Below are 26032 nucleotides of genomic sequence, written 5' to 3'. Positions count from 1 at the left end.
CTTCCTGAGGTGTTTTGCACAGTTCTTTCAAAGACTACCGACAACTGCGGGAATCAGAAAATCACTGCACGCTTCATTTACTGGCTGGTAATACGTCTGACCAGGGCAGATAACAGTTTTTCGCCCTGCATGAAGTCTTAGCAGGAACTTAGCGGACGCTCGGAAACCGTCGACTTCCTCGCACCGTGCCCCACCCTCGCAATCATCTCGCGGCGGCCCGAAGACGCTCGGCCGCGTCTCGAATGCGTTCGTCGGTGGCGGTCAGCGCAATCCGCACATGGTCGGCAGCCGCCGCTCCGTAGAACTCTCCGGGGCCCGCCACGATGCCGAGTTCGGCAAGGTCAGCCAGGGACTCCCAGCAGTTCTTGTCCGCGGTCGACCACAGGTAGAGACCGGCAGTCGAATGGTCGATGCGGAATCCGTACTCTTCGAGACCAGTTCGCAGCTGCTCGCGCCGTGACCGGTAGGTCTCTTTCTGCGCCAGCACGTGTTCGGTGTCGCGGAGTCCGGCGACCATGGCTTCCTGAATCGGGAACGGCACGATCATTCCCGCGTGCTTGCGTGAGCGGGTGAGATCGGAGATGAGCTCGGCGTCACCGGCGACGAACGCCGCGCGGTAGCCGGCGAGGTTCGACTGCTTCGACATCGAGTACACACTCAGCACACCGGCATTCGACTCCCCCGCGGCTGCAAGTACGCTCGGCGCCGGCTCATCGGATTCCCAATTGAGCAGTCCGTAGCATTCGTCCGATGCGACGACGACTCCGGTGGCACGAGCACGGCGAACCACCTCGGCGATGGTGTCGACGTCGAGGACCTCACCGGTCGGGTTGCTCGGCGTGTTGATCCACAGCAGACCGACACCGTCCAATGACTCGCCGTCGACGATCTGCGCGGCGTCGAGACGGCGGCATTCGACACCAGCGATCGTCGCACCCATCTCGTAGGTCGGGTAGGCAGCGGAGGGACAGGCGACGGCCAGTCCTCGCTCGCGCAGTCCCAACAGGGTCGGCAGCCAGGCTACGAGCTCCTTCGAGCCCACAGTCGGCAGGATCTCCGTGGCGGGATCGAGCTGAACCGAGTGCCAGTTCTCGTACCACCAGGCGATGGCTTCACGAAGCTGTGCGGTTCCGGCAGTCGTCGGGTAGCCGTGCGCATCCCCTGCGTCCGACAGCGCACGCCGGATCACCTCGGGGGTGGGGTCGACCGGAGTGCCGATGGAGAGGTCACACACTCCGTCGGGATGCTCGGCGGCCCGGTTGCGGTATTCCGTGAGACGGTCCCAGGGGTAGTCCGGGAGGTTGAGTCCGAAGGCGTTCGTCATCGGTCAGTCGTCGTGGTTCTGCGGCGGCAGGGCGGAGATGATCGGATGGTCCTTGCCGGTGTTGCCGAGCTTCGCGGCACCGCCGGGCGAACCGAGGTCGTCGAAGAATTCGACATTGGCCTTGTAGTACTCTTCCCACTCATCGGGCACATCGTCCTCATAGAAGATGGCCTCGACGGGGCACACCGGTTCGCACGCACCGCAGTCGACGCATTCGTCGGGGTGGATGTACAGGCTGCGTTCGCCCTCGTAGATGCAGTCGACGGGGCATTCGTCGATGCAGGCCTTGTCCTTGAGGTCGACACAGGGCTGGGCAATGATGTACGTCACTGGGCTGACTCCTCGAAAGACTCACAGATGGTGCGCATATACATCCCACAATACGCCTTCGCCCGATTCCCGTGACCACCGGTCTCAAGTGATTCGCATTGCATCTGACATCCCTGACCACGCCTGCACCCGACCGGGGCGCGCGTGTCATAGGGTGGGAGGGCATCAATTTCGCGGAGGAAGGCCAGAAGTGGACGATCTGCAGCCCGGCAGACGAGTGGTCGTGCGGTATTCGCTCGCACCCGGTGACACCCATTCGACGTCGGATGCCCTCGGCGTCGTCACAGCCGTCGACGAGGCGGGGCTCGAGATCGATACGAAGCGCGGTCCCCTGCGCATCGCTCGCGCCCAGATCCTCCTCGTCCACGAGGTGCCTCCGGCTCCGACGAAGGCCGGGCGCACGCATGAGATCGTCTCCGCCGTGGATCTGCGGCGCATCTCGGCCGCCGCTTGGCTTCCTCACGACGTGTCCTGGCTGCACGTGGAGAATCTGCGCAACGAAGGCACCGAGGCGGCCGCCGAGGTCAGCCTGCTGCAGAAGGGCTGGCTGCTGCGGCATTCGGAATCAGCGACCCGGCGCGCCAATTCCTGCCTGCCGGTGACCGACACCGGACTCGGGTGGGAACAGGGACTCGATGCCGTCGAAGAGTGGTATCGGACCCGAGGCAGGCCGAGCCGCGTCCAGATCTATTCCGCTGACGATTCCTCGACGCTGGCACCCGAATGTGAGGGGCTCGCTCCCCTGCTCTCGGCTCGCGGCTACACCCCTTCCGAGGCCACACTTCTGCTCACAGGCGCCACGGCAGAGGCAGCCGGCGGTGCATCCTCCCCCGCCGAGGCGGCCGCGGCCGGACTGATCGTCGACGTCTCCGATGCCCCGACCTCCGAGCATTTCGCCGCATGGACGTCGCAGCGCAACCCCGGTGAGGAACCGGGTTCAGCTGAGGCGTTCAAGACGCTCATCGAAGCCGATCAGCCGTGTGAGTTCGTCACCGCCTACGCCGAGCATCCCGATGGGTCCCGGACTATGGTGGCGGCCTGCAGGGTGGTCGAGCGCAGCAAATGGGGTGTCATCACCAACCTCATCACCCGTCCCGATCTGCGCAGACGCGGTGCCGGACGTTCGGTGGCCGCAGCCGCGGCAGCACTGCTCGCTCAGCGCGGGGTCAGGTCCTACCTCGTCGACGTCGAGTCGAGCAATGAGGCATCACTGGGCCTCTTCGCCTCTCTCGGAGCCGCAGTGCGTCACCGGTCCTGGTACGCCGAAGCACGCTGACCGGTCAGCCGGCCGGAATCCAGCGGGGAGGGCTCAGCCCTTGCACTCGACCTTGTTCACCGGCCGGTAGACCGTGGTGAAGCCGTCCTTCGTTGTCTTGCCCGAAGCGATGTCCTTCATGGTCCGGGTGATCCGGATCGACCAGCCGCCCTTCGGCGACTGCGGGGAGCAAGAAGGCCCGCTTTCGGTGACCGACCCCGGTGACGTGTGGTTGAACCGGTCCGAGGCGTCGGCCGACACATCGTACTTCTTGACGCCGAAGACCTTCGCGTGGACCTCTCCGTCTTTGAGGTACATGTCGAGGACGACCGGAGTCTTCGAGTTGTTCGTGAACTTCATATCGATCGACGACCAGTCGAGGGTCGACTCGCGGCCCTCCGGGTAGCGGGAGATATAGCGCGAATGCGCCTGGTGTTCGTCGAGTTCGAAGCCGGCGAAGAACGCCGCATTGAACAGGGTCGTCGACACCTGCGAGACGCCGCCGCCGTAGTCTTCCTTCATCTGCCCTTCGGAGATCACGCCGGCAGGTTTGTAGCCGTTTGCGGCGGTGCGCTGGCCCAGAGCTTCATTGAGGGAGAACTGCTCACCGGGCTTGAGAACCGTGCCGGAGACCCTCTTCGCGGCCACCCGCAGGTTCGTATCGCGGTTGGGTTCGGAGCTGTAGCCGGTGGAGAAGTGGGACACGGTGTCGGAGACATCGGCCTTCTTCGCGTCCTTCGTCGTGAACTCGGGTTTGACCGAGGCCAGAGTGACCGTGGGCTTGTCCTCCTTGCCGTTGATGGCGTCGGTGACCGCGGCGGTCAGTTCCTTGGCCTTGATCCCGATTCCATCGCGGGATGGCACGACCTCGGGCTTGCCGTCCTTGATCTCGAAACTCGCGTCTTCGGCCGGTCGTCCGATGTCCTTGTTCGCGGCCAGCACGGCCTTCTGCAAAGCCTCCTGATCGAAGACAGGCTTGAGCTTCGAGTCCTCGGCTTTGAACGTCAGAGTCTTCGCGACGGTCTTCGGGGACACGGTGAGGTCACCGCCCTTGACCTCCGAGTCCGCATCCTTCGCAGGCTTCGCCGTGATCGTGAGGTCCTTGCTCACGGCGTCTTTCGCAAATCCGTCGGCCATGTCTTCGGCTTCGGACGTGGTGATATCGGGATCGACGCTCTTCGGACTGACCGGGAGAGCATCCTCGGTGCGCAGCCAATGATCGTCGACGGCGGTGCGCACGGCGGCGGTCTCGACGGTCTGGCCGTTCTTGCCGTCCTTGACCTTCGGTGTGGTCTTGTCGAACTCGAGTTCGGCGTCCTTGGGATCGACGGCCAGGGATTCCGTGACCTTCGCGGTTTCCTTGTCGAACTTCTCCTCGTCGACCTTGATGACGGGATCGACCTCGTCTTCGCCGAACAGGCGGTCCCAGATGACGGTGGGGTCGAGGCTGAAGCCGGTGAGGCGCTCGACTGTCGCTTCCGAGTCGAAGGTGATTCCGGCCTTCTCCGGGTCGAGCTTCGCCGTCGGCTCTCCGGCTTTGAGGACGATGTCCTTTTCCGCGTCATCTCGCAGGTCGTTGCGCAGTGTATTCTCGGCGTCTGTCGCGGACTTGCCGCCGATGTCGATTCCGGCCACGGTCGTCCCCGGTGCGAGCATACGACCGCTGAAGAAGCCGATCACCACATAGATGGCGGCCAGCACGACGACGGCCACGAGGATGAAGGGCCAGACCGACTTCTTCCGGACAGCGCTGCCGGACGGGTCGGGCCCGCCTGCGTTCGAGGTTCCATCGGACAGGGTATTGGTCGGCATCATTCTCCCGAGGGTGTCGATAACGACTGATTCGGTGCGGTTCGCACGAGTCTATCGAGTGCGATCGTGCCCGCGCACGTTGATGAAGGAGAAGACAGCAGCCAGGACCATCGGTCCGAGCAGCCACACAACTGAACGCAGCAGTCCGGTAACGATCATATCGGCGCCGGGCAGCCACTTCGGCTGACCGAAGACGAAGGACAGTACGGCGATGATCACGGCGGCGACCAGCATCGGGGCGCTGCTGCGATACATCGTCTTCAGGTGCCACAGTCCCGCCGCGGCCAGAGCCAGGGCCAGCACGAGTCCCCACGGCAGGATGATCGGGGTCTCGCCGAGGTTGACCACCGTGACGTTGAGGTGCTGCATGGTGCCGAGGAAGGCGATGAGCAGTCCGAGCACAGCGGAGTGGAGGTAGGCGAAGATTCCCGGCTTCCGCGGTGCGCGTCGCCGTCGCAGGGGCTGAACCGCTGTATTCTCCTGAGCTTCGACCACTGCGACATCGAGGCCGGTGAGCACGTGCGGGGCCGATCCGGCGTTGAGGATCTCGGACGGGATCGGCGCTCCGGCTCCGATCGAGAAGTATTCGCGGTCGCCGATCTTCTGGCCGACACCGTTGGACAGAGCGAAGAAACCGCCTGACACACTCACCTGCGTACGGTGGGCTTCCAACGCTGCCCGTTTCGCCGGCAGCACCGCGCTGACGTCCTGGTCGATGACGATCTGACCGACAGGCGGTTTGGCCGGGATCGTCTCGGCGGGGGCGAATCCGGTGTCTGCGAAGCCTGCCTGGTGCGGGTCGAACGAATGGCGGGCCACCTCGGTGGGGGTGTCGACGTAGAGCAGTCGACCGGTCCGCCATTCGGCGAAGTCGATTGCCGCGTTCGTGGCCTCGTGCACCCGCACGTGGTCGGGGTGACCGTAGCCCCCGTTGGCGGCGTAGGTGATGATCGCATGCGGTTCGAAGGCGTCGATGACGGCGGCGATGTGTCTGGCCACGGTCGTGATGTCGGCTTCGCACAGAGCGTTGTCGGTCATCGATGCCGCGGGTCGAGCGTGACCGTCCGGTCCCCATTCCATTCCCGAATCCTCGAAGGTGCGCGTGGTCCCGCCGAGGAAGGTGTGCATACGCACGCCGAGAGCACGCATCGCCTCGGCGATCTCCTGCTCCCGGACCCGGGCGAGACCGGCCCGGTCGCCCTCGAGCTGCTTCAGCTCTGCGGGGATGACCTCGCCGCCCTCACCGCGGGTGGCTGTGAGCACCATGACCTCGGCACCCTCGGAGACCAATTCGGCGATCGTGCCGCCCGTCGTGATCGTCTCATCGTCGGGATGAGCGTGCACGAGGAGGACGCGTGGCGTAACAGTCATTGGTTCCTGGGTGCTCGAGGTCATTCGGTGCTGCCGGATCAAGGAATCCGGCTCAGGCGTTCTGGCGGCGCATCTTCGCGTAGAGCTTTGCGCGTTCCTTCTGATCGAGTTCGACCTTGCGGATGCGGATGGCACCCGGGGTGACCTCGACGCACTCGTCCTCACGAGCGAACTCGAGGCTCTCCTCGAGGGTCAGCTTGCGCGGCGGCGTGAGGTTCTCGAAGCTGTCGGCAGAAGCCGAACGCATGTTCGTCAGCTTCTTCTCCTTCGTGATGTTGACGTCCATATCGTCGGCGCGCGAGTTCTCGCCCACGATCTGGCCTTCGTAGACCTCGGAGGTCGGTTCGACGAAGAAGGTACCGCGGTCCTGCAGGTTGATCATCGCGTACGGGGTCACTGTTCCCGCGCGGTCGGCCACGAGAGATCCGTTGATGCGGAACTCGATGTTGCCGGCCCACGGTCCGTATCCGGCCGAGATCGTGTTCGCGATACCGGTGCCGCGAGTCTCGGTGAGGAACCGAGTGCGGAATCCGATGAGGCCGCGAGCGGGGACCTTGAACTCCATCCGCACCCAGCCGGTGCCGTGGTTCGTCATGGTCGACATGACACCCTTGCGGGCAGCCAGCAGCTGGGTCACGGCGCCGAGGTAGTCCTCCGGCACATCGACCGTGAGCTCTTCGAAGGGCTCATGGACCTTGCCGTCGACCTGTTTGGTCACAACCTGAGGCTTGCCGACCGTGAGTTCGAATCCTTCACGGCGCATCTGCTCGACGAGGATGGCCAGAGCCAGCTCACCGCGACCCTGGACCTCCCAGGCGTCGGGGCGTTCGGTCGGGACGACCTTGAGCGAGACGTTGCCGACGAGCTCCTGGTCGAGGCGGTCCTTCACCATGCGGGCGGTGACCTTCGTGTTCTTCTCACGGCCGGCCAACGGGGAGGTGTTGATACCCACGGTCATCGAGATCGCCGGATCGTCGATGACGATCGCCGGCATCGGCTTCGGATTGTTGATGTCGGTGAGCGTGTCACCGATCATGATGTCGGGAATGCCGGCGACGGCGACGATGTCACCGGCCGAGGCCTCCGTGGCGGGCACCCGGTCGAGACCCTGGGTCTCGAGCAGTTCGGTGATCTTCACCGAGCTGATCTCGTCACCGCGGGCCCAGGCGACCTGCTGGCCCTTCTTCAACGTGCCGCCGAAGATGCGCAGCAGAGCCAGACGGCCGAGGAACGGCGAGGCGTCGAGGTTCGTGACATGTGCCTGGAGGATGCCGTCGGAGTTGATCTCCGGTGCCGGGATCGTCTCGAGAATGGTCTTGAACAGCGGTTCGAGGTCGGGGTTGTCCGGGACCGCTCCATCGGCGGGCTGTTCGAGGGAGGCGGCACCTGCCTTCGCGGCGGCGAAGACGACGGGCACATCGAGGACGGAGTCGACGTCGAGGTCGGGGACTTCGTCGGCGAGGTCGGAGGCCAGACCCAGGAGCAGGTCCTGAGCTTCCTCGACGACGCCGTCGATGCGGGCATCGGCACGGTCGGTCTTGTTGATCACGAGGATGACGGGCAGCTTCGCGGCCAGCGTCTTGCGCAGGACGAAGCGGGTCTGCGGCAGAGGACCTTCCGATGCGTCGACGAGGAGGACGACGCCGTCGACCATGGACAGTCCGCGCTCGACCTCACCACCGAAGTCGGCGTGCCCGGGGGTGTCGATGACGTTGATGACGATGGGGTCCTCGCCGGCCGAGGGACCGTTGTAGAGGACGGAGGTGTTCTTCGCGAGAATGGTGATGCCCTTCTCCCGTTCGAGGTCGCCTGAATCCATGACGCGTTCGGCGAAGTCGCCGTGTTCGCTGAACACACCGGTCTGCCGGAGCATGGCGTCGACCAGCGTGGTCTTGCCGTGGTCGACGTGTGCGACGATTGCTACGTTTCGGCGGTTTTCCCGTCGTGTGATGGCTTCAGTCATCAAGAACCTTTTTGAGATAGAGAGATCGGTCCAGCCCGGACCCAACAGACAATTATACGGCCACCCGCACGCTCTCGCGTGCAGGTGGCCGTCAGCTTGGGCGGACTCAGGCGTTCATCGTGGCCTCGAGAACCGCGTCCCTGGCCTCCCGACGCTTGCGCTGCTCCTGCGGATCCGGAACGGGAACCGCAGACAGCAGACGCTGTGTGTACGGGTGGACGGGGTTCGACACGACCTGTGAGGACTTGCCGATCTCGACGAGGTAGCCGTGGCGCATCACCGCGATGCGCTCGGCGATGCGCTCGACCACGGCCAGGTCGTGGCTGATGAACAGACACGCGAAGCCGTATTCCTTCTGCAGACCTTCGAACAGGTCGAGGACCTTCGCCTGCACGGACACGTCGAGGGCCGAGGTCGGCTCATCGGCGATGAGCAGCTTCGGGCGCAGGGTCAGGGCACGGGCGATGCCGATGCGCTGACGCTGACCTCCGGAGAGCTCATGCGGATAGCGGTTGCGCATAGAAGTCGGCAGTTCGACCGCGGTCAGCAGCTCCTCGACCCGCTTGCTCAGCTCCGGCCCTTTCATCCCCTCGTGGAGGTAGAGCGGCTCACCGATCGACTCTCCGACCGGCAGTCGCGGGTTGAGCGAGGAACCGGGATCCTGGAACACGATCCCGACTTCCTTGCGCAGGGGCCTCATCTGCTTATTGCTCAGGCCCTTGATGCTCGTGCCGTTGACGACCATATCGCCTTCAACGGTGGGCAGCAGCCCGAGAGCGGCGCGCCCGATCGTGGTCTTGCCCGACCCCGACTCCCCCACCAGGCCCACGACTTCGCCGGGGGCGATCATGAGATTGATGTGATGAGCGGCGCGGAAGGCCTTCTTCCGTCCGATTGCGGGGTACTCGATCGCGGCGTCACGCAGCTGCAGGGCAGAGGGCTTCGAGAAGTCCGCCTGCGAACCTGGATGGTAGTACGTCTCCGTGGAGTCCATCTCAATATCGGGACGGTCCTGCGCGGTCACCTGAGCGCGAGCCTCGGCCACGGCCATATCGGCAGCCCCGGCCTCGGAGAGACCGTCGCCACCTACGGCGGAGTCCGGTGCGCCGACCGGGTCATCGGCGTGCGAGGCCTGATCGGAAGTGATATCGGACAGCGAGGCCTCGACATCGTCGATGCTGCCGCCGAATGCTTCGCTGTCGGTACCCTCACCGAGGTGGGGAACAGCCTCGAGGAGCTGCTTCGTATACGGATGCTGCGGGTTGTAGAAGATCTCCTCCGCGGTACCCGATTCGACCACCTTGCCGGCGCGCATGACGATGATGCGATCGGCCATATCCGCCACCACGCCCATATCGTGCGTGATGAGGATGATGCCCGCATCGAGCTTCGACTTCAGTTCGCGCATGAGCTTGAGGATCTCGGCCTGCACCGTGACGTCGAGCGCCGTGGTCGGCTCATCGGCGATGAGCAGCTTCGGCTGACAGGCCAGAGCCTGCGCGATCATGATGCGCTGACGCTGACCGCCGGAGAGCTGGTGCGGGAACGAATGGAACCGATCCTCCGGATCAGGGATCTCCACCAGCCGCATGAGCTCGAGAGCCCGTTGCTTCGCCTCACTGGGACCGATGTCGAGGTGGACGCGCAGCGTCTCCACGATCTGGTACCCCGCGGTGTAGACCGGGTTGAGCGCAGTCATCGGCTCCTGGAAGATCACGGAGATGTCGTTGCCGCGCACGGCCTGCATCTTCTCCGGAGGCATGCCGATGAGTTCGCGCCCATTGAGCTTCGCTGAGCCGGTCGCACGGCCGTTGCTCGGCAGGAGGCCGAGCAGTGACATGCTCGACTGCGACTTTCCGGAGCCGGACTCGCCGACGATCGCAAGAACCTCGCCGGCATTGACCGTGTAGTCGAGGTGTTCGGCGGCCATCCACCATTCGTCGCTGACCCAGAACTGGACTCCAAGGTCATTGACCTCGAGGATCGGGGAGCCCGTCTTCCGCTGGGCCTCTGCTTTCTTCTCAGCCATCACTTCGCCTCTTTCTGTGCCATGCGCTCGGCCTTCTTCATCTTCCTCCAACTCGGGATGGTCTTCATCCGCGGGTCGAACGCGTCGCGCAGACCGTCGCCGATGAAGTTCACACACAGAGCGATGACGATGATGAACAAGCCGGGCCACCAGAACAGCCACGGACGAGTGGCGAAGGAGGTCTGGTATTCGCTGATGAGCTGTCCCAACGAGATGCCGGGCGGTTTGATGCCGAAGCCGAGGTAGCTCAGCGAGGCTTCGAGCACGATCGCCTGACTCATGATCAGCGTCGTGTTGACGATGATGACGCCCATGGCATTGGGCAGCATGTGCTTGAACATGATCCGGAAATCGCTGGCCCCGGCCACGCGGGCCGAATCGACGAACTCCCGTTCGCGCAGCGACATGAAGTCACCGCGGACGAGACGTGCAAGACCCACCCAGAGGATGCAGCCCAGCGCCACACCGAGCAGCGGGCCGTTCGCTCCGCCGACGAGCACACCGAGGATCGATCCGACCACGATGACCGGCAGGATGACGAAACCGTCGGTGATGCGCATGAGCACCGAATCGACCCAACCGCGGTAGTAGCCCGCAACAGCACCGACGACCGTGCCGATGATCAGGCAGACGATGCCGATGATGAACATGACGACGAGAGAGATCTGTGTCCCTTTCATCACTCGGGAGAAGTTGTCACGACCGATCTCATCCTGACCGAAGGGATGATCACCGAGTGAGAAGAAGTTCGCAAACGACCAGGTCGGGGCTCCGCCGGGGTTGACCACGGGCCCGGACGCCGTATGACTGAATTTCCACCAACCGGGGATTCCCGCAAATCCCTGTGCGCTGAAGGCGAAGATGGCCACGAGCACAAGGACGACGATGGAGATCATCGCGCCTTTGTGACGGAGGAATTTGCGCAGGACGATCTTGCCCTGGGAAAGACCTTCGGTTTCCTTCGACTCGATCGCATTGTCCCCGACTTCGTCGAGGGCGAGAGCGTTCTGTTTGTCGTTGTCAGTACTCATGCGTTCACTCGGATTCTCGGGTCGAGGACGGCATAGAGGAAGTCCGCGACCAGGTTGGCGATGATAGCGAGCAGGCCTGTGATCAGGATGTAGGCCATGACCGGGTCGAGCTCTGCCTGTCTCAGCGAATCGATGAAGAGCTTGCCCATGCCGTTCCAGCCGAAGATCGTCTCCGTGATGACGGCACCGCCGATCATTGTGATGATGTCGACGGGAACGACCGAGGCCAATGGCAGCAGCGCATTGCGCATAGCGTGCCGCATGATCACCGTACGTTCGTTGAGACCTTTGGCTCGTGCCGTGCGGATGTAGTCCTGGCCCAGGACCTCGAGCATCGAACCGCGGGTATAGCGGGTGTACGAGGCGAAGGAGATGAGGACGAGAGCGATCGACGGCAGCAGCAGGTGAGTGAACGAGTCGAGGTTCGTGATCCAGAAGTCGCCGTCGATATTCGGCGCCGATGCACCGATCGTCGCGATCGGACGATTGTTGATGGCCGGGTCGTCCGAATACTCCTGCCAGCCCTGCAGCACACGGTCGGCGAAGATGAGCACTGCCACGATGATGGCCGTGAAGCTCGTCGTGCGCGCGGTATCCCAGGGATCCGGGCCTCGGAATGCCAGACCGATGCCGACGGCGACGGCGATCGCAACGATGAAGAGCCCGAACATCCACAGCCAGTTCATGTCGACGTAGTAGAAGAGGTTCATCAGCGGCCAGTAGAGCAGCGCGCCGACGGCCACCGTGATGAGTGTGGCATAGAGCACGCGGCGGTTCTTCAGGCCCGTCGACAGGTACGTCATGACGATGGCCGCACCGGCGCCGATGACGACCACGCCAAGGAGGCCGATCGTCGGGTGCTGCATCCAGCCGCTGGCGAGGATGTAGTAGATGGTGCCGAAGGTGATGACCGCTGCGGCGACGAAGGTGATCACGCGACGCTTCGCGCTGCCGCCGAGCGCACCCATCCAGAACAGCCCCATGGCCACACAGCCGATGATGATCGGCCACCAGGATTCCAAGGTCGGATCGTTGATGAAGTTGTTGATGTCGATCGCTCCGTACTGCTTGAGCAGCACCGCCACCCAGAAGACGGGCAGCGAGTAGAGGAGGAACGAGACGAAGGTGATGAAGTAGTCGAAGCCCGAGTACTGGCGGATGGCCGAGATCATGCCGACGGCGATGCCGAGGATGATGGCCACGATCGTCGAGGCGGTGATGAGCTTGATCGTGTTGACGATCGCGCCCTGCAGCTGTTCGGTGACTTCCTGACCCGACTTCCAGGCGATGCCGAAGTCACATTGGCCGATGGCGCAGCCGCCGACTCCTGCCAACCACTTGAAATACCGGACGATGGCCGGAGTGTCGAGGTCGAGGAGACGTCGACGCGACTCGTAGAGAGCTTCGATGTTCGGTGATGTGCTCGCGCGCAGGTCCCAGAAGAAGTCGAGCGCGACGTTGAGGAGCAAGTAGAGGACGAAGGTGACGACGAGGAGCACGAGCGCTGTCGACAGCAATCGTCGGAGGATGAATCTGATCATGATGGGAGTTCCGTTTCAATCTTCCGAAAACGCCGCTGTGGGGACCACACAGTGATCCCCACAGAAGGCTTGAGTGGAGAAGAACCGATCGCGTCAGTCGCGGATCAGTTGACTTCCCACTCCCAGTAGTTCCAGAACATCGTCGGCGACACAGCGGTCGACTTCACGTTCTTCACGCTGTCACGGTAGATCGTCAGTTCGGGGAACTGGAAGATCGGCGCACCGAAGGCATCTTCGGTCAGCTGCTTCTCCATGTCGATGAGGAGATCCTGCTGCTCCTCTTCCTTTGACACGAGAAGCTTGTCGAGGATCTTGTTCATCTTCTCGCTCTTGTAGCCGCCGTAGTTGTTCTGCGCACCGTAGCGGAAGTTCGCATCGTTCTCGGACACGCCGGTGCCCTCGGACTGCCAACCGAACAGCGAAACATCGTAGGTGCCGTCACCGAGGCGGGTGCCCCAGTTGACATCTCCGACGTCCTTGATCTTGAAGCCGGCTTTCTCAGCCGATTCCTTGATCAGCTGGAACTCCTGCTGACGACGCGAGTTCGTGTTGTCGTACATGACACGCACGGTCGGGGAGTCCACTCCGGCTTCCTTGAGCAGCTTCTTCGCGGCCTCGACGTCACCATCTGCGGCATCGGCGACGCCGTTGACCTTGGTGATCGCGTCGTACATCGGCGAGCCCGGCACCTGCGAGTAGGAATCACGGGTGACGGCTTTGTCGTTGAGGGGCTTGATGATCTTCTCGACGATGTCCTCACGCGGCAGAGCCTTGAGGAACGCCTGACGGACCTTCTTCGCCTTCTCCTCGTCGCCGCCGTTGGCAGCAGGATCGAAGGGACCCTTGTTGTCGAAGGTGAAGTCGACGTGCTCATACGTCGCACCATCGGCGGCATCGACATTGACTCCGTCGATCTTCTCGGCGGCGGAGAGGACGTCAGCGGTCGCCTGCGGCTGAGTCATATCGACCTCACCGTTCTCGATCGCCTGGATCATCGCCATCGGGTCGCCGTTGTAGCGGACCGTGACTGTCTTGACCTTCGGCTTCACCGGACCGGTGTACTTGTCGTCGAGCTCGAGGGTGACATACTGTCCCTCCTCGAACTTCGTCATCTTGTACGGACCGTTGTGGACCAGCAGGTCCTCGTCCTTCGGCATCGAAGTGAAGTCGAACCCGGTGTTCCAGGTGTTCGAGATCTTCGACAGCTTCTCGGTGTCCTTGTCCTTGATGGCCTTGAGGATGGCCTCCTTGCCCTTCTCGGCATCGTCGATCCCGAGAGCCTTCTTCGCCACGATATGAGCGGGCACACCGACGCCGTCGGCACCAGTGCCGAATTCGGTCTGCCAGTCGGCGAAGGGCTTGGAGTATTCGAGGGTGATCTCCTTGCCGTCGTCGGAGATCTCGGGGAACTTCTTGATCAGAGCCGAACCGGCGGTCGAGGAATCGAAGTAGACGGTCTTCGCGTCGTTCTTCTTCACCGTTCCGTCGTCGTTGTTGTTGGCTTCGACGGTGTTGAAGTTCGCCGATGTGCCGGCCCAGGTCAGCGCCAGGTCGGCGGCGTCGACGGGGGTGCCGTCGGACCACTTGGCATCATCATTGAATGTGTACTTGACCTTGAGCGGGTCTTCGGAAACCTGTTCGACCTTGCCGAGGGCTCCGTCCTGAACTTCGAGGTCACCATCGTAGTACCCGAAGTTGTCATTCATCATGTAGGTGAGAATGGCGTTCGAGGTTGCATTGCCGTTGGCGGTCAGCGTATTCATCGACCGGAACGATTCGTTCCAACCGATATTGATGGCGGTGTCCTTCGATGCTTCGTCGTCATCGCCTCCGCCAGGGGGTGTGCAGGCGGTGAGCACCATTGCAGCGGCAGCCACAGAGGCACCAGCCGCGAGGAAGCGCTTGTTCACGTTCTCTCCTTGTTGTTCTAGGGCGAGTCACCCTCGTTCTTGCACCCCAAAGCCGGAGTGCATTCCGGTCACGTGAAGCATTTCGGCAGAGACCGAAGCGCATGTGACCGCGTTCATGTTTTTCACATGGATTGCAACAAAGTTAATTCACCGGCGACTGTGACGGAGTCCACATAATGAGCAAATTTCGGAATCGTTACCGTTTCGAAACCAAGGGAACAGACAACTTTTGTTCAGTCTCAATGGATAGGATGATCAGGTGGCTGACAGTGAGATAGATCGCAATGAGACCAAGCCGACCGTCGTGCGGACGACGAGTTCGACGGCCCTGTTCTTCATCGTCGGCGGGCTCTGCGCCTTGGGCGTGCTCTCAATCCTCTTCGGCGATTTCACGCTGCGCGGTCTGGCCGCCGCAGGCATCCCTCTGGCCGTCGGCACCTTGGTCTTCATCTTCTACCGGTTCCCCCGCGTCGAGCTGCACAGACAGCAGCTCATCTTGGTCAATCCGCTGCAGACCGTGACGATCCCGTGGAACCTCGTCGACGGCTTCGAGACCCACTTCGGTCTGAGCGTGCGCACCCATGAGAAGAAGTTCGCCTCATGGCCGCTGGCCGGCAAGGGCAAGAAGTGGGAGAAGGACGAGCACGATATACGCCGGCTCGTCGAGAATCCGAGCCTGGCCGTCGACACAGTGCTCGAGCGCTATTCGTCGCTCAGCGACGCAGAACTCGCCAACCCCGGAGGGCAGCGTGTCATCGAGACGAGATGGAACATCGGCATCATCTCCGTGGGTCTCCTCGCCATCGTCTGGGCACTCTTCGGCTTCGCGGCACTGCCGAGCTGAGGTCACCAGCCGCGTTCGCGCCACTCCCCCAGTTTCGGACGTTCCTCGCCCAGGGTGGTCGAGTCCCCGTGTCCGGGCAGGACGAGAGTCTCGTCCGGAAGTTCGCCGAATACCCGCTCCTCGAGGTCGTCCATGAGTGAGGTGAAGTCCTCCGCCGACCAGGTCTTGCCCGGCCCGCCCGGAAACAGCGAGTCACCGGAGAACAGGATCGTCTGACCGCCGTCGCGCAGAAGCAGTGCGATCGAGCCGGGAGTGTGCCCGCGCAGTGCGATGGCTTGGAGGACGAATCCGCCGAAGTCCCCGACATCGAGGTGATCGACAGAGTGCGCGATCTCCACTCCTTCCGCCTCGGTGATGGCGGCCGCGTCCGCGGCACCGGCGATCGTCATCGCCTCCGGATAGTTCGCCGAGGTGGCCGGCAGTGCCCGAATATGATCCCAGTGCTGGTGTGTGGTGATGATCGCTCGCAGCATGGGTTCCGCGTCGGTGTCCTGGGCTCCCGAGTCGATGAGATCGGTGATCGCCTCGGCGTCGTCGGCGGCGTCGATGAGCACCTGGGAGCCGGTCTCTTTGGCGGTGAGCAGATAGACGTTGTTCGCCATCTCGGAGACCGCGATAGAGCGGATGATGACGTGCTCGGTTTCGATCGTGTGCATTTCCAAACTCCTCAATCTGTGCTGATGCTTCCGAGGTTCAGGGACAGGTCACCAGGCTCCGCGGGTGTACTGCGGAGGGTAGGGTCCGGGTTCGGCTCCGAGGACATGGGCGGCCCGCTGCGGCCAGGAAGGTTCGCGCAGGGCTGCTCGGGCCATGAAGATCGCATCGGCCTGTCCCGTGCTGAGGATGGTCTCGGCCTGCTTCGGATCGGTGATGAGTCCGACGGCTCCGGTCGGCACGCCCTCGGCGCGGATCGCGGCGGCCAGCGACACCTGGTATCCGGGACCGATGGGGATCCGCACCGGATAGTTGCCGCCCGAGGAGACGTCGATGAGGTCGACTCCGGCCTCCGACAGCGCACGGCTGACCTCGGCGGCTTCGGCGATGTCGAATCCGCCGTCGGTCCATTCGCTGGCCGAGATGCGTACGAACACCGGCACATCCTCACCGACCTCGGCGCGGACGGCCGCATAGACCTCGTGGAGCAGTCGGGACCGACCGGCGAGATTGCCGCCGTATTCGTCGCTGCGCTGGTTCGACAGCGGGGACAGGAAGGAATGGAGCAGATAGCCGTGGGCTGCGTGGAGCTCGACGAGGTCGAACCCGGCATCGATCGAACGTCGGGCAGCGGCCGCGAAGGCGGCGACCACCTCGGCGATGTCGTCCTTCGTCATCTCCACGGGCTCGGCCAGCTGCGGATAGGCGATGGAGCTGGCGCCGAACGTCGGCCATCCGCCCTCGGACTCGGGGACGCTGCCCTTCGGTTCACCGGTGAAAGGACGATAGGTGCTGGCCTTGCGGCCGGCATGGGCGAGCTGAATGCCGATGATGCTGCCCTGGGAGTGGACGAAGTCGACGACGGCCGACCATGACTCTGCCTGGTCGTCGTTCCAGATTCCGGCGTCCTGTGGTGAGATTCGACCTTCGGGGACGACTGCGGAGGCTTCGGTGAGGATGAGCCCGAATCCGCCCTGCGCCCGGGCACCGAGGTGGACGAGATGCCAGGGGCCGGGCATTCCGTCTTCGGCTTCGCAGGAATACTGGCACATCGGTGCCAGCCAGATGCGATTGGGGATCTCGGTTCCGCGCAGTGTCAGCGGTTCGAACAGCTCAGTCATGACATCAGTCTGCCAGTTCCGCTCGGACTCAGACACCGGTCCCGAATACCGGAACGGCGAAGATGCCGCGGTCCGCTCCACTCTAGAGCTGGCCGCAGAACTCCTGGATGTGATCGACGACGATCTCAGGGTGTTCGACCATCGGCAAGTGAGCGGAGTCCGGGATCGTGGCGAAGTGCGAACCTTCGATCTGTTCGGCCATCTCCGACATCGCTTCGGGAGTGCAGCCGGAATCCTGGGCGCCGGCGATGACGAGCGTCGGGGTGGCGATCGAGCCGAGCTTCCCACTCAGATCGTAGGTCTTCAGCGCCGAGGCGGCCGCGATGTAGGCCTCGTCATCGACCAGGGCGAGGTCGGACAGGATGAGGTGGCCGGTGGCGATGTCCTCGCCGAGGAACCCGGCCGCGAACCACCGGTCGGCGGTGTCATCGACAAGTCCCTTGGTGCCGTCGGCGCGGACTTCGCCGATGCGTTCGTCCCAGGATTCCGGAGTGCCGAACTTCTCGGCCGTCGCACAGGCGACGAGCCCGGTCAGCGAATCGGGGTGGTTGAGCGCCAGGGTCAGACCGATGCCGCCGGAGATCGAGACTCCGCAGTAGGTGAAGGACTCCACCCCGAGCTCGGCGAGGGACTCGACGACGCCGGAAGCCAGCGCTTCGACTGTCAGCGGGGCGGCCGCCTCGGCGAGGGAATCGCCGGCGGGAAGGGTATGTCCGGGAAGGTCGGTGAGATAGATCTGGAAATCGTCGGCCAGACGCGCGGCCACGGAGGTCCACAAAGGCATCCGAGTGCCCAAAGCGTTGCCGAAGACGAGGACGGGAGAACCGGGATTGTCGTTGAAGGCACGAACGGCGATGCGCATGGAGGCTCCTTGAGAACTGAAAGTGCGAACGGATTTCGACTGGATACGACGGTCGTCGATGAGCTGGATTCGACGGGGAAGCTGTGTCGGGATCGGTCAGGAGTCTGTCGTTGACAGCCTACCGCCGGAGTACTCGAGATAACAGCTCGGGCACAGTGACTCATAGGTCACGGAATTGCCGTCGATGGCGACCTGATCGCCGTCGAAGATGAACTGTCCGTCGACGAGGCGGCCGTTGAACATCGCCTTGCGGCCGCAGCGGCAGATCGTCTTGAGTTCCTCGAGGGTGTGGGCGATCTCGAGCAGTCGCGCTGAACCGGGGAATGCCTTCGTCTGGAAGTCTGTGCGGATTCCGTAGCACATCACCGGCACCGAGGCGGTGGTGGCGATCCGCATGAGCGAATCCACTTGGACGGGGCTGAGGAACTGCGCTTCGTCGATGAGCAGGCACGCGACCGGGATCTTCGGGGCGTCGATGGATTCGATGAGGGCATCGTGGTCGACGTAGTCGGCATGTTCGGCATAGATCCGCTCCACGTCACCGTCGGCGGGGATGACGAAGTCGACCTCACGGGTGACGCCCAATCGGGACACGATCTGCGATGCGCCTTTGGTGTCGATCAGCGGCTTGGCCAGCAGAACGCGCTGGCCGCGTTCCTCGTAGTTGAAGGCCGCTTGCAGAAGAGCGGTCGACTTGCCGGAATTCATCGCCCCGTACCGGAAGTAGAGTTTGGCCACTGTCGTCCTCTTTCTGTTGTCCGTGCCGACACAGAAGACTACCGGGTGCCACCTGGGGATGTGAGCACCATCATCGGCCGGGGCCGCCTACCGAAATGGCCCAGAAGGTAGGATGGAGGGCGATAAACCCCAAGAAGATGCGGAGTGGTCCTTAACTATGGCTAAAATCATTTACACGCGCACGGATGAAGCGCCGCTTCTGGCGACGTATTCGCTCAAGCCGATCATCGAAGCCTTCGCCACGTCGGCCGGTGTCGAGGTTGAGACCAGGGACATCTCTCTCGCCGCACGCGTGCTGGCCCAGTTCAACGACCGTCTGCCTGAGGAACAGCAGGTCGGCGACGCACTCGCGGAGCTGGGCGATCTCGCCAAGACCCCCGATGCCAACATCATCAAGCTGCCCAACATCTCGGCTTCCGTCCCGCAGCTGAAGGCGACGATCACCGAACTGCAGTCCCAGGGCTACGACCTGCCCGCCTACCCGGAAGAGCCTTCGACCGATGAGGAGAAGGACGTTCGGGCACGCTACGACAAGGTCAAGGGTTCGGCCGTCAACCCGGTGCTGCGTGAGGGCAACTCCGACCGTCGCGCTCCGCAGGCAGTGAAGAACTTCGCCAAGGCCCACCCGCATTCGATGGGCGAATGGTCCAAGGACTCGAAGACCCGCGTCGCCACCATGGGCTCGGACGACTTCCGCGACAACGAGAAGTCCGTGATCATCGAGGCCGATGACACCCTGTCGATCCGCCTGCGCACCGCTGCGGGAGAGACGAAGGTCCTCAAGGAGTCCCTGCCCGTCCTGGCCGGCGAGATCGTCGATTCGACGAAGATGAACGCCGCCGCCCTCGACGAATTCGTCAAGGACCAGATCGCCGCGGCCAAGGCCGACGACGTCCTCTTCTCCGTCCACCTCAAGGCCACGATGATGAAGGTCTCCGACCCCATCCTCTTCGGCAAGGTCATCGAAGCTTTCTTCCCCGACGTCTTCGCCGAGTACGGTGACGTCCTCGCCGAGGCGGGACTGACCTCCGACAACGGACTGGCCGCCATCCTCGCCGGGCTCGACACCCTGCCTGCCGAGGCGGCTGCCGGAGTCAAAGCCGGAATCGAGAAGGGTCTGGCCGACGGGCCCGACCTGGCCATGGTCAACTCGCACAAGGGCATCACGAACCTCCACGTGCCCTCCGATGTCATCGTCGATGCCTCTATGCCGGCGATGATCCGCGTCGGCGGCAAGATGTGGAACAAGGACGACCAGACCCAGGACACCCTGGCCGTCATCCCCGACTCCTCCTATGCCGGCGTCTACCAGACCGTCATCGAGGACTGCCAGGCCAAGGGCGCCTTCGACCCGCGGACCATGGGCACCGTTCCCAACGTCGGTCTCATGGCGCAGAAGGCCGAAGAGTACGGCAGCCACGACAAGACCTTCGAGATCCCGGAGGCCGGAACCGTCGAGGTCGTCAACTCCGCCGGCGATGTGCTCATGAGCCACGAGGTTGCTGCCGGTGACATCTGGCGTGCCTGCCAGACGAAGGACATCCCCGTCCGCGACTGGGTCAAGCTTGCCGTCACCCGTGCCCGCCTGTCCGAGACTCCGGCCGTGTTCTGGCTCGACGAGACCCGCGCCCACGACCGCAACATCACGTCGAAGGTCGAGGAATACCTCAAGGACCATGACACCGAGGGCCTGGACATCCGCATCATGAACCCGGTGGAGGCCACTCAGTTCTCCATCGACCGCATACGCGAGGGCAAGGACACCATCTCGGTGACCGGCAACGTCCTCCGTGACTACAACACCGACCTGTTCCCGATACTCGAGCTCGGCACCTCGGCGAAGATGCTCTCCGTCGTTCCGCTCATCGCGGGCGGCGGACTGTTCGAGACCGGTGCCGGCGGCTCGGCTCCGAAGCACGTTCAGCAGCTCATCGAGGAGAACCACCTGCGCTGGGACTCCCTCGGTGAGTTCCTTGCCCTGGCAGAGTCCTTCCGCCACGAGTTCAACGTCCACGGAAACGAGCGGGCCGGCGTCCTGGCCGACACCCTCGACGCCGCGACCGGCAAGTTCCTCGAGGAGAACAAGTCGCCGTCGCGCAAGGTCGGCGAGATCGACAACCGCGGCAGCCACTTCTACCTCACCCTGTACTGGGCGCAGCAGCTGGCCGAGCAGACCGCGGACGAAGCTCTGGCCGAGGCCATCTCCCCCGTGGCGAAGGCACTGGCTGAGAAGGAGGACGCCATCGTGGCCGAGCTCCTCGAGGTTCAGGGCAGCCCGGTCGACCTGGGTGGCTACTACTACCCGAACGATGCGAAGACCGAAGCCGCCATGCGCCCTTCGGCCACGCTCAATGAGATCATCTCCTCGCTGAGCAAGACCGTCTGATCAACTGATCGACTCCCCTTAGGAAAGAGTCCCGGCAGCGGTTGCCGGGACTCTTTCTGCAAACCTGACTTATGCGCCCCATCAGCAGTTATGATGGGGCGCATGAGTACTCAAGACCCGCGTGGCGATTCGCAGACGCCCGAAGAGCTCCTGGCCGAAACCGATTCAGTCCTCGGCAGCGATACTCCCGCGACGGGCGAGACCGCTGCGGTGGACAAGACCCGAGAGATGTCCCCGCAGGAGCGGCATGAGCAGACCCAGCCTCCGACGGGACACACCGGTGAACTGCCGTCGACGAAGGCCGGATCCGGAATGTCGGCGGGAATGTGGGTCTCCCTCATCCTCGGCGCCCTCATCGTCGTCCTGCTGCTCATCTTCATTCTGCAGAACAATGTCCCGGCCGAGTTCAAGTACTTCGGCTGGCAGTTCGAACTGCCCCTGGGAGTGGCGATGCTCTTCGCTGCGATCGGCGGCATCCTCATCGCCGGAATCATCGGTTCGGTGCGGATCTTCGTGCTCAACCGCAAGCTGAAGAAGATCAACAAGGCCCTGGGCCGCTGATCGATGGCGCACCACCCCAGCTTCACCGAACTGCCTACCGAGCTGCCCGTCAGCCTCGTCCTCGCCGATACCTCGGCCGAAGCGGCGTGGGCTCGGGATGACGATTCCGTGCTCACCGAGCAGGAACGCAACTATGCGAAGGAATTCGACGCCGAGGCGGCCGCCACCTGGTCTGCCGGCCGGGTCGTCCTCCGCCATGTGCTCGGAGCGCATCTGGGTCAGGACCCCGCCGCGATCGAGATCCGCCTCGACTCGGCGGGCAAACCACGTCACGACGAGTGCGAATTCTCCGTGTCGAGGTCTCGTCGCCTCGTCCTCGTCGCCGTCGCCGACGACCCGGTCGGACTCGACATCGAAGCGATCCCCGAGCGAGATGTCGCACTGGAGGCGATGCAGCTGCTCCATGAGAGAGAACGCGCAGAACTCGAAGCGCTTCCCGATGACGACTTCGCCGCCGGCTTCGTCCGTGTGTGGGCACGCACCGAAGCTTTCCTCAAGGCACTGAGCACGGGCCTGGCTCGCGATCCGGGTCTCGACTACATCGGTGCCGGACCGGAACCGAACTCACCGCATCCCGATGTCGACATCCACGATCTCGAGGCCGGTATTCCCGACGGCCATATCGCGGCCATCGCCTTCAACCGCTGAGCGCACCGTCGCACCACAGCGAGAATTCTCCGCCGATCAAGGCCTACAGCAGATATGTGCCGGTAGGCGTCCACAAATGTGCGCCGGCGCTTGATCGACGGAGAGCGGCGCGCGCCAACGCTTGATCGACGGAAAGCGCCGTGCGGGAACGCTTCATCGACGTAGGGCGGCGTGCGACAGCGGTCAGGGGTTCTGCGGCTCGTCTTCGCTGAACGACGGGCCGTTCTCGCCGGTCGTGAAGACCACGGCGATGCCCAACGAGCCCACTCCGACCAATCCGAAGAGGACCCAGGCGCCGGCAGGGTTGCTCGCAGCGGCGAGGATGAGGCCGACGACGACCGCGACGATGAGAAGCGCGTCGAAGACCATCGGGAACTTCAGGTAGCGCTTCTCCCCCTTGGTCACGGCATAGGAGATCTGGGTGGCAGCGCTGAGGAAGAGCAGCACCAGCGCGGTGACGACCAACCAGCGTGGGGCGAGGAAGAAGTCCTCGAGCCCGCCGATGAAGATGAAGCCGAGCACGGCCAGCAGCAGCTTGATGATGCCGTCGACTGCAAATCCGGAATTCCTCATGACTGAATCCTACTCAACAGGGACTTCACCGCCCCCAAGGCCTCCCGCAGCTCAGGGGCCTCGACGTTCGAATGGGCGATGACCAGACCGTGTCGAATCTCGTCGCCACCGGTCCAGCCGCGAGCCAACGAGGCGACGAGGATGCCGCGCTCGGCAAGCTCCCTCAGGAGGCTTTCGGCCCGGGCCTGAGACGTTTCGATGACGAGGGTGCGTCCCTCGTGGACGAGACCGGGGATCGGGCCGATCTCGGACACGACCTCCTCGGCGGCCCGGAGTCGCCGCCGTCCCCGGGAGATGCGGCGACGCAGCCCACCGGAGCCGAGGTAGGAGGCGATGGCCATCTGCAGAATCGGCGAGTAGGCCGGGCCGAGTGCCGCGCGCAGACTCATGAGCTCCTCCGAGATCGGTCCGCGAGCGATGACGTATCCGGTCGATACGGCCGAGGTCAGCAGGGCAGAGAAGGTGCCGATGTGGACGACCTGCGCGCTGCTGCCGGTCGATGATGCGAGGTCGAAGAGGGTCGGCAGCACTGTGCGGGTGAAGCGGGCCTCACTGTCGTAGTCGTCCTCGACGATGAGAACGTTTCCTCGAGCAGCCCAGTCCAGCAGGCGGGCACGCTGGTCGACCGGCATCGGTGTTCCGTGCGGGAACTGGTGATTCGGTGTCACGACGGCCGCAGCCACATCGGCCCGTGCCGGCGAGGAGCCGACCAAGTCCAAGGGCACAAGCTGCTGGTCGGTCATCGCCTGGCGCAGACCCGGGAAACCGGGATTCTCCACGGCGATGGATCCGGAGACGCCGAGGCTCAGCAGCAGGCGCAGACCATCGCGAGACCCGCTGGTGAGGATGATCTCGTCGGGGTCGACGGCCATCCCACGAGTCAGCCGCAGATAGTCGGCGATCGCCCACCGAGCACGGGGCTGGCCCAAGGGGTCGATCGGGCCCGGGTCGAGGTCGAGTGATTCCCTCCATGCCCGACGAAAGGCCGGTTCGCGCAGAGGATCGTCACCGCCGAACCCCGGGCGCAGGTCGACATAGTTGCGCAGGCGCCGCCTCGGCGAGTCCGGAACTCGGCGCTTGGGACGCACCGTCGTCGAGGCGGCGGGCAGGTCGGGATTGATCCGCGTGGCCGAACGCTCGGCGGCGATGAGGAATCCTTCCACGGCAAGCTGCGCATAGGCGGTCTCCACACTGCCGCGAGAGATTCCGAGATGCTTGGCCAACCGACGGCTCGAAGGCACAGCATCCCCCGGCCGCAGAGTCCCCTCCGAAATCAGACGACGCAGCTCCTGAGTGAGCTGATCCGGCAGCGGAGTCGACAGACCTTTGTCGACGTTCACCGGCAGAGCGATGCCCTCGGCCTGAGTGCCGTTCTGTGACTTCGTGACCATCAGTCGATCATAGAGCGATCACGTTTATCTGGCCTAAAATACTTGCATATTACTGGCTCTCTCAATGAGCCACTCATCGGTTTAGGCTGGTCGAGAACGGCCGTTCACCCCGAAGAACCACGATCCCTCCGACCTCCGGCAGCAGACAGAGATCCCTCTGTTCTGTTCCCCGTGGCGACCCGGATCGACTCCGCGACAGTGAATGGATCTACACCACAATGACCGAAACACAGACCCTGCTCAACACCGGACTGGCTCAGATGCTCAAGGGCGGCGTCATCATGGACGTCGTCAACGAAGAGCAGGCACGCATCGCCGAGGCGGCCGGCGCTTCCGCAGTCATGGCCCTCGAACGCGTCCCTGCCGACATCCGCGCACAGGGTGGAGTCGCCCGGATGAGCGACCCCGACCTCATCGACTCGATCATCAGCGCCGTGTCTATCCCGGTGATGGCCAAGGCCCGCATCGGCCATTTCGTCGAGGCCCAGATCCTCGAGACCCTCGGTGTCGACTACATCGACGAATCGGAGGTCCTCTCCCCCGCCGACTACGTCAACCACATCGACAAGTCCGTCTTCAAGGTGCCGTTCGTCTGTGGTGCGACCAACCTCGGTGAGGCTCTGCGCCGTATCCAAGAGGGCGCATCGATGATCCGCTCGAAAGGCGAGGCAGGAACCGGCGACGTCTCCGAGGCGATGCGCCACCTGCGGACCATCAACTCCGAGATCCGTGCACTGGGAGCGAAGAGCGAAGACGAGCTCTACGTCGCGGCCAAGGAGATCGCCGCCCCGTACCACCTGGTCAAGCAGGTCGCCAGCCTCGGCCGTCTGCCCGTCGTGACCTTCGTCGCCGGCGGCATCGCCACCCCGGCAGACGCAGCGATGATGATGCAGCTCGGTGCCGACGGCGTCTTCGTCGGCTCCGGCATCTTCAAGTCCGGCAACCCGGAGGCCCGTGCGAAAGCCATCGTCGAGGCGACCACGCACTTCGATGACCCGCAGGCCGTGGCCGAGGCATCCCGCGGACTCGGCGATGCGATGGTCGGCATCAACGTCGCCGACGTACCCGCACCGCACCGCCTGGCCGAGCGCGGCTGGTGAGAGTCGGCGTCCTCGCCCTCCAGGGAGCCTTCCGTGAGCACCTGCTCATGCTCGGCTCCCTGGGGGTCGACACCCTCAAAGTCACCAGGTCCGAACACCTTACGGGCCTCGATGCGCTCATTCTGCCCGGCGGTGAGTCCACTGCCATGGTGCGCATCGCCGCCGGCACGGATCTCTTCGCGACTCTGCGCGAACACATGGCCGGCGGTCTGCCGGTCTTCGGCACCTGTGCCGGACTCATTCTCCTGGCCGACCGGCTCAGCGACGATTCGCTGGGTGGGTATGACCGCCTCGGCGGGCTCGATATCACCGTTGCCCGCAACGCCTACGGTCGACAGCGCGAGTCCTTCACCGCCCCGCTGACCGTACGCGGACTGGACGAACCGGTCGAGGGCACATTCATTCGTGCCCCGCAGATCCTCGAGCTCGGGCCCGACACCGAGGTGCTCTCCCGTCACGACGACGTGCCCGTCCTCGTCCGGCAGGGCTCGGTCTGGGGTGCCAGCTTCCACCCGGAATTGGGCACCGACGGACGAATCCACGCAGAATTCCTCCACCACCTCGGTGCCGCTGTGTAAAGATTGACTC

The 26032-nt window shown here is 63.7% G+C and carries 22 protein-coding genes; 7 read left to right on the top strand and 15 right to left on the bottom strand.

What is annotated here, in order from left to right:
• Positions 1-202: 202 nt before the first annotated feature.
• Positions 203-1324: a succinyldiaminopimelate transaminase gene (gene dapC, locus KTJ89_RS01755; RefSeq protein WP_259356714.1), complete on the bottom strand. Its 1122-nt coding sequence runs from the start codon at positions 1322-1324 to the stop codon at positions 203-205.
• A gap of 3 nt (positions 1325-1327) precedes the next feature.
• On the bottom strand, positions 1328-1654 hold the full coding sequence (fdxA, locus tag KTJ89_RS01750; protein WP_025776980.1) for a ferredoxin: 327 nt from the start codon (positions 1652-1654) through the stop codon (positions 1328-1330).
• Between the two features lie 190 nt (positions 1655-1844).
• On the opposite strand from fdxA, the gene KTJ89_RS01745 reads away from it, so the two are divergent.
• Positions 1845-2930, top strand: a complete 1086-nt coding sequence (locus KTJ89_RS01745) for a GNAT family N-acetyltransferase (protein WP_139907636.1) — start codon at positions 1845-1847, stop codon at positions 2928-2930.
• A 33-nt stretch (positions 2931-2963) separates the two neighbouring features.
• Here the strand turns inward: KTJ89_RS01745 and KTJ89_RS01740 are convergent, their stop codons facing one another.
• The 7 genes from KTJ89_RS01740 to KTJ89_RS01710 form a co-directional block, all read right to left on the bottom strand.
• Entirely contained in the window at positions 2964-4724 is a 1761-nt protein-coding gene (locus KTJ89_RS01740; protein ID WP_259356713.1) for a VanW family protein, read from the bottom strand.
• Positions 4725-4772: 48 nt separating this feature from the next.
• Positions 4773-6092, bottom strand: coding sequence for a PIG-L family deacetylase (locus tag KTJ89_RS01735; RefSeq protein ID WP_259356712.1), 1320 nt, complete (start codon positions 6090-6092; stop codon positions 4773-4775).
• A gap of 52 nt (positions 6093-6144) precedes the next feature.
• Positions 6145-8055 (bottom strand): translational GTPase TypA, encoded by a 1911-nt coding sequence (typA, locus tag KTJ89_RS01730; RefSeq protein ID WP_139466927.1) that lies wholly within the window; start codon positions 8053-8055, stop codon positions 6145-6147.
• A 106-nt stretch (positions 8056-8161) separates the two neighbouring features.
• The gene (locus KTJ89_RS01725) at positions 8162-10084 is read right to left on the bottom strand and encodes an ABC transporter ATP-binding protein (protein ID WP_259356711.1); all 1923 of its coding nucleotides are present in this window, start codon (positions 10082-10084) and stop codon (positions 8162-8164) included.
• Positions 10084-11115, bottom strand: a complete 1032-nt coding sequence (locus KTJ89_RS01720) for an ABC transporter permease (RefSeq protein WP_139466925.1) — start codon at positions 11113-11115, stop codon at positions 10084-10086. Before KTJ89_RS01720 ends, KTJ89_RS01725 begins: the two co-directional genes overlap by 1 nt.
• Entirely contained in the window at positions 11112-12656 is a 1545-nt protein-coding gene (locus KTJ89_RS01715) for an ABC transporter permease (RefSeq protein WP_139907628.1), read from the bottom strand. Before KTJ89_RS01715 ends, KTJ89_RS01720 begins: the two co-directional genes overlap by 4 nt.
• A 104-nt stretch (positions 12657-12760) precedes the next feature.
• Positions 12761-14566 (bottom strand): ABC transporter family substrate-binding protein, encoded by a 1806-nt coding sequence (locus KTJ89_RS01710; protein WP_139466923.1) that lies wholly within the window; start codon positions 14564-14566, stop codon positions 12761-12763.
• A gap of 259 nt (positions 14567-14825) precedes the next feature.
• Here KTJ89_RS01710 and KTJ89_RS01705 point away from each other — a divergent pair, with 259 nt between their 5' ends.
• A complete protein-coding gene (locus KTJ89_RS01705; protein ID WP_259356710.1) occupies positions 14826-15410 on the top strand; it encodes a hypothetical protein in 585 nt (194 codons plus the stop codon).
• Positions 15411-15412: 2 nt separating this feature from the next.
• Here KTJ89_RS01705 and KTJ89_RS01700 read toward each other — a convergent pair whose 3' ends face one another.
• From KTJ89_RS01700 to KTJ89_RS01685, 4 genes are all read right to left on the bottom strand, one after another.
• Complete coding sequence (locus tag KTJ89_RS01700) at positions 15413-16066, bottom strand: MBL fold metallo-hydrolase (protein ID WP_259356709.1); 654 nt, start codon at positions 16064-16066, stop codon at positions 15413-15415.
• A gap of 48 nt (positions 16067-16114) precedes the next feature.
• A complete protein-coding gene (locus tag KTJ89_RS01695) occupies positions 16115-17185 on the bottom strand; it encodes an NADH:flavin oxidoreductase/NADH oxidase (protein ID WP_259356708.1) in 1071 nt (356 codons plus the stop codon).
• An 82-nt stretch (positions 17186-17267) separates the two neighbouring features.
• Positions 17268-18047 (bottom strand): alpha/beta fold hydrolase, encoded by a 780-nt coding sequence (locus KTJ89_RS01690; protein ID WP_139907619.1) that lies wholly within the window; start codon positions 18045-18047, stop codon positions 17268-17270.
• 96 nt (positions 18048-18143) lie between these two features.
• A complete protein-coding gene (locus KTJ89_RS01685; protein ID WP_139907616.1) occupies positions 18144-18785 on the bottom strand; it encodes a thymidine kinase in 642 nt (213 codons plus the stop codon).
• Positions 18786-18942: 157 nt separating this feature from the next.
• Here KTJ89_RS01685 and KTJ89_RS01680 point away from each other — a divergent pair, with 157 nt between their 5' ends.
• The 3 genes from KTJ89_RS01680 (at position 18943) to KTJ89_RS01670 (ending at position 22380) form a co-directional block, all read left to right on the top strand.
• Entirely contained in the window at positions 18943-21171 is a 2229-nt protein-coding gene (locus KTJ89_RS01680) for an NADP-dependent isocitrate dehydrogenase (RefSeq protein ID WP_259356707.1), read from the top strand.
• A gap of 102 nt (positions 21172-21273) precedes the next feature.
• A complete protein-coding gene (locus KTJ89_RS01675) occupies positions 21274-21732 on the top strand; it encodes a LapA family protein (protein WP_139466917.1) in 459 nt (152 codons plus the stop codon).
• Positions 21733-21735: 3 nt separating this feature from the next.
• Positions 21736-22380, top strand: coding sequence for a 4'-phosphopantetheinyl transferase family protein (locus tag KTJ89_RS01670; protein WP_259356706.1), 645 nt, complete (start codon positions 21736-21738; stop codon positions 22378-22380).
• Between the two features lie 183 nt (positions 22381-22563).
• Here the strand turns inward: KTJ89_RS01670 and KTJ89_RS01665 are convergent, their stop codons facing one another.
• Both KTJ89_RS01665 and pdxR read right to left on the bottom strand, forming a co-directional pair.
• A complete protein-coding gene (locus KTJ89_RS01665; protein WP_172169086.1) occupies positions 22564-22953 on the bottom strand; it encodes a hypothetical protein in 390 nt (129 codons plus the stop codon).
• Positions 22950-24344 carry a MocR-like pyridoxine biosynthesis transcription factor PdxR gene (pdxR, locus tag KTJ89_RS01660; RefSeq protein WP_259356705.1) on the bottom strand — a complete coding sequence of 465 codons (1395 nt, stop codon included), beginning with the start codon at positions 24342-24344 and terminating at the stop codon, positions 22950-22952. The genes KTJ89_RS01665 and pdxR overlap by 4 nt, the downstream gene beginning before the upstream one ends.
• 218 nt (positions 24345-24562) lie before the next feature.
• Here pdxR and pdxS point away from each other — a divergent pair, with 218 nt between their 5' ends.
• Both pdxS and pdxT read left to right on the top strand, forming a co-directional pair.
• The gene (gene pdxS, locus KTJ89_RS01655; protein WP_139466913.1) at positions 24563-25444 is read left to right on the top strand and encodes a pyridoxal 5'-phosphate synthase lyase subunit PdxS; all 882 of its coding nucleotides are present in this window, start codon (positions 24563-24565) and stop codon (positions 25442-25444) included.
• Positions 25441-26022, top strand: coding sequence for a pyridoxal 5'-phosphate synthase glutaminase subunit PdxT (gene pdxT / locus KTJ89_RS01650; protein WP_310650268.1), 582 nt, complete (start codon positions 25441-25443; stop codon positions 26020-26022). Before pdxS ends, pdxT begins: the two co-directional genes overlap by 4 nt.
• Positions 26023-26032 lie beyond the last annotated feature (10 nt).

Origin of the sequence: Brevibacterium sediminis, assembly GCF_024895295.1 — a bacterium.
GTDB classification, from domain to species: domain Bacteria; phylum Actinomycetota; class Actinomycetes; order Actinomycetales; family Brevibacteriaceae; genus Brevibacterium; species Brevibacterium sediminis.
The sequence above is the reverse complement of the archived record's forward strand: the minus strand, read 5'-3'. Positions and strand labels throughout refer to the sequence as shown.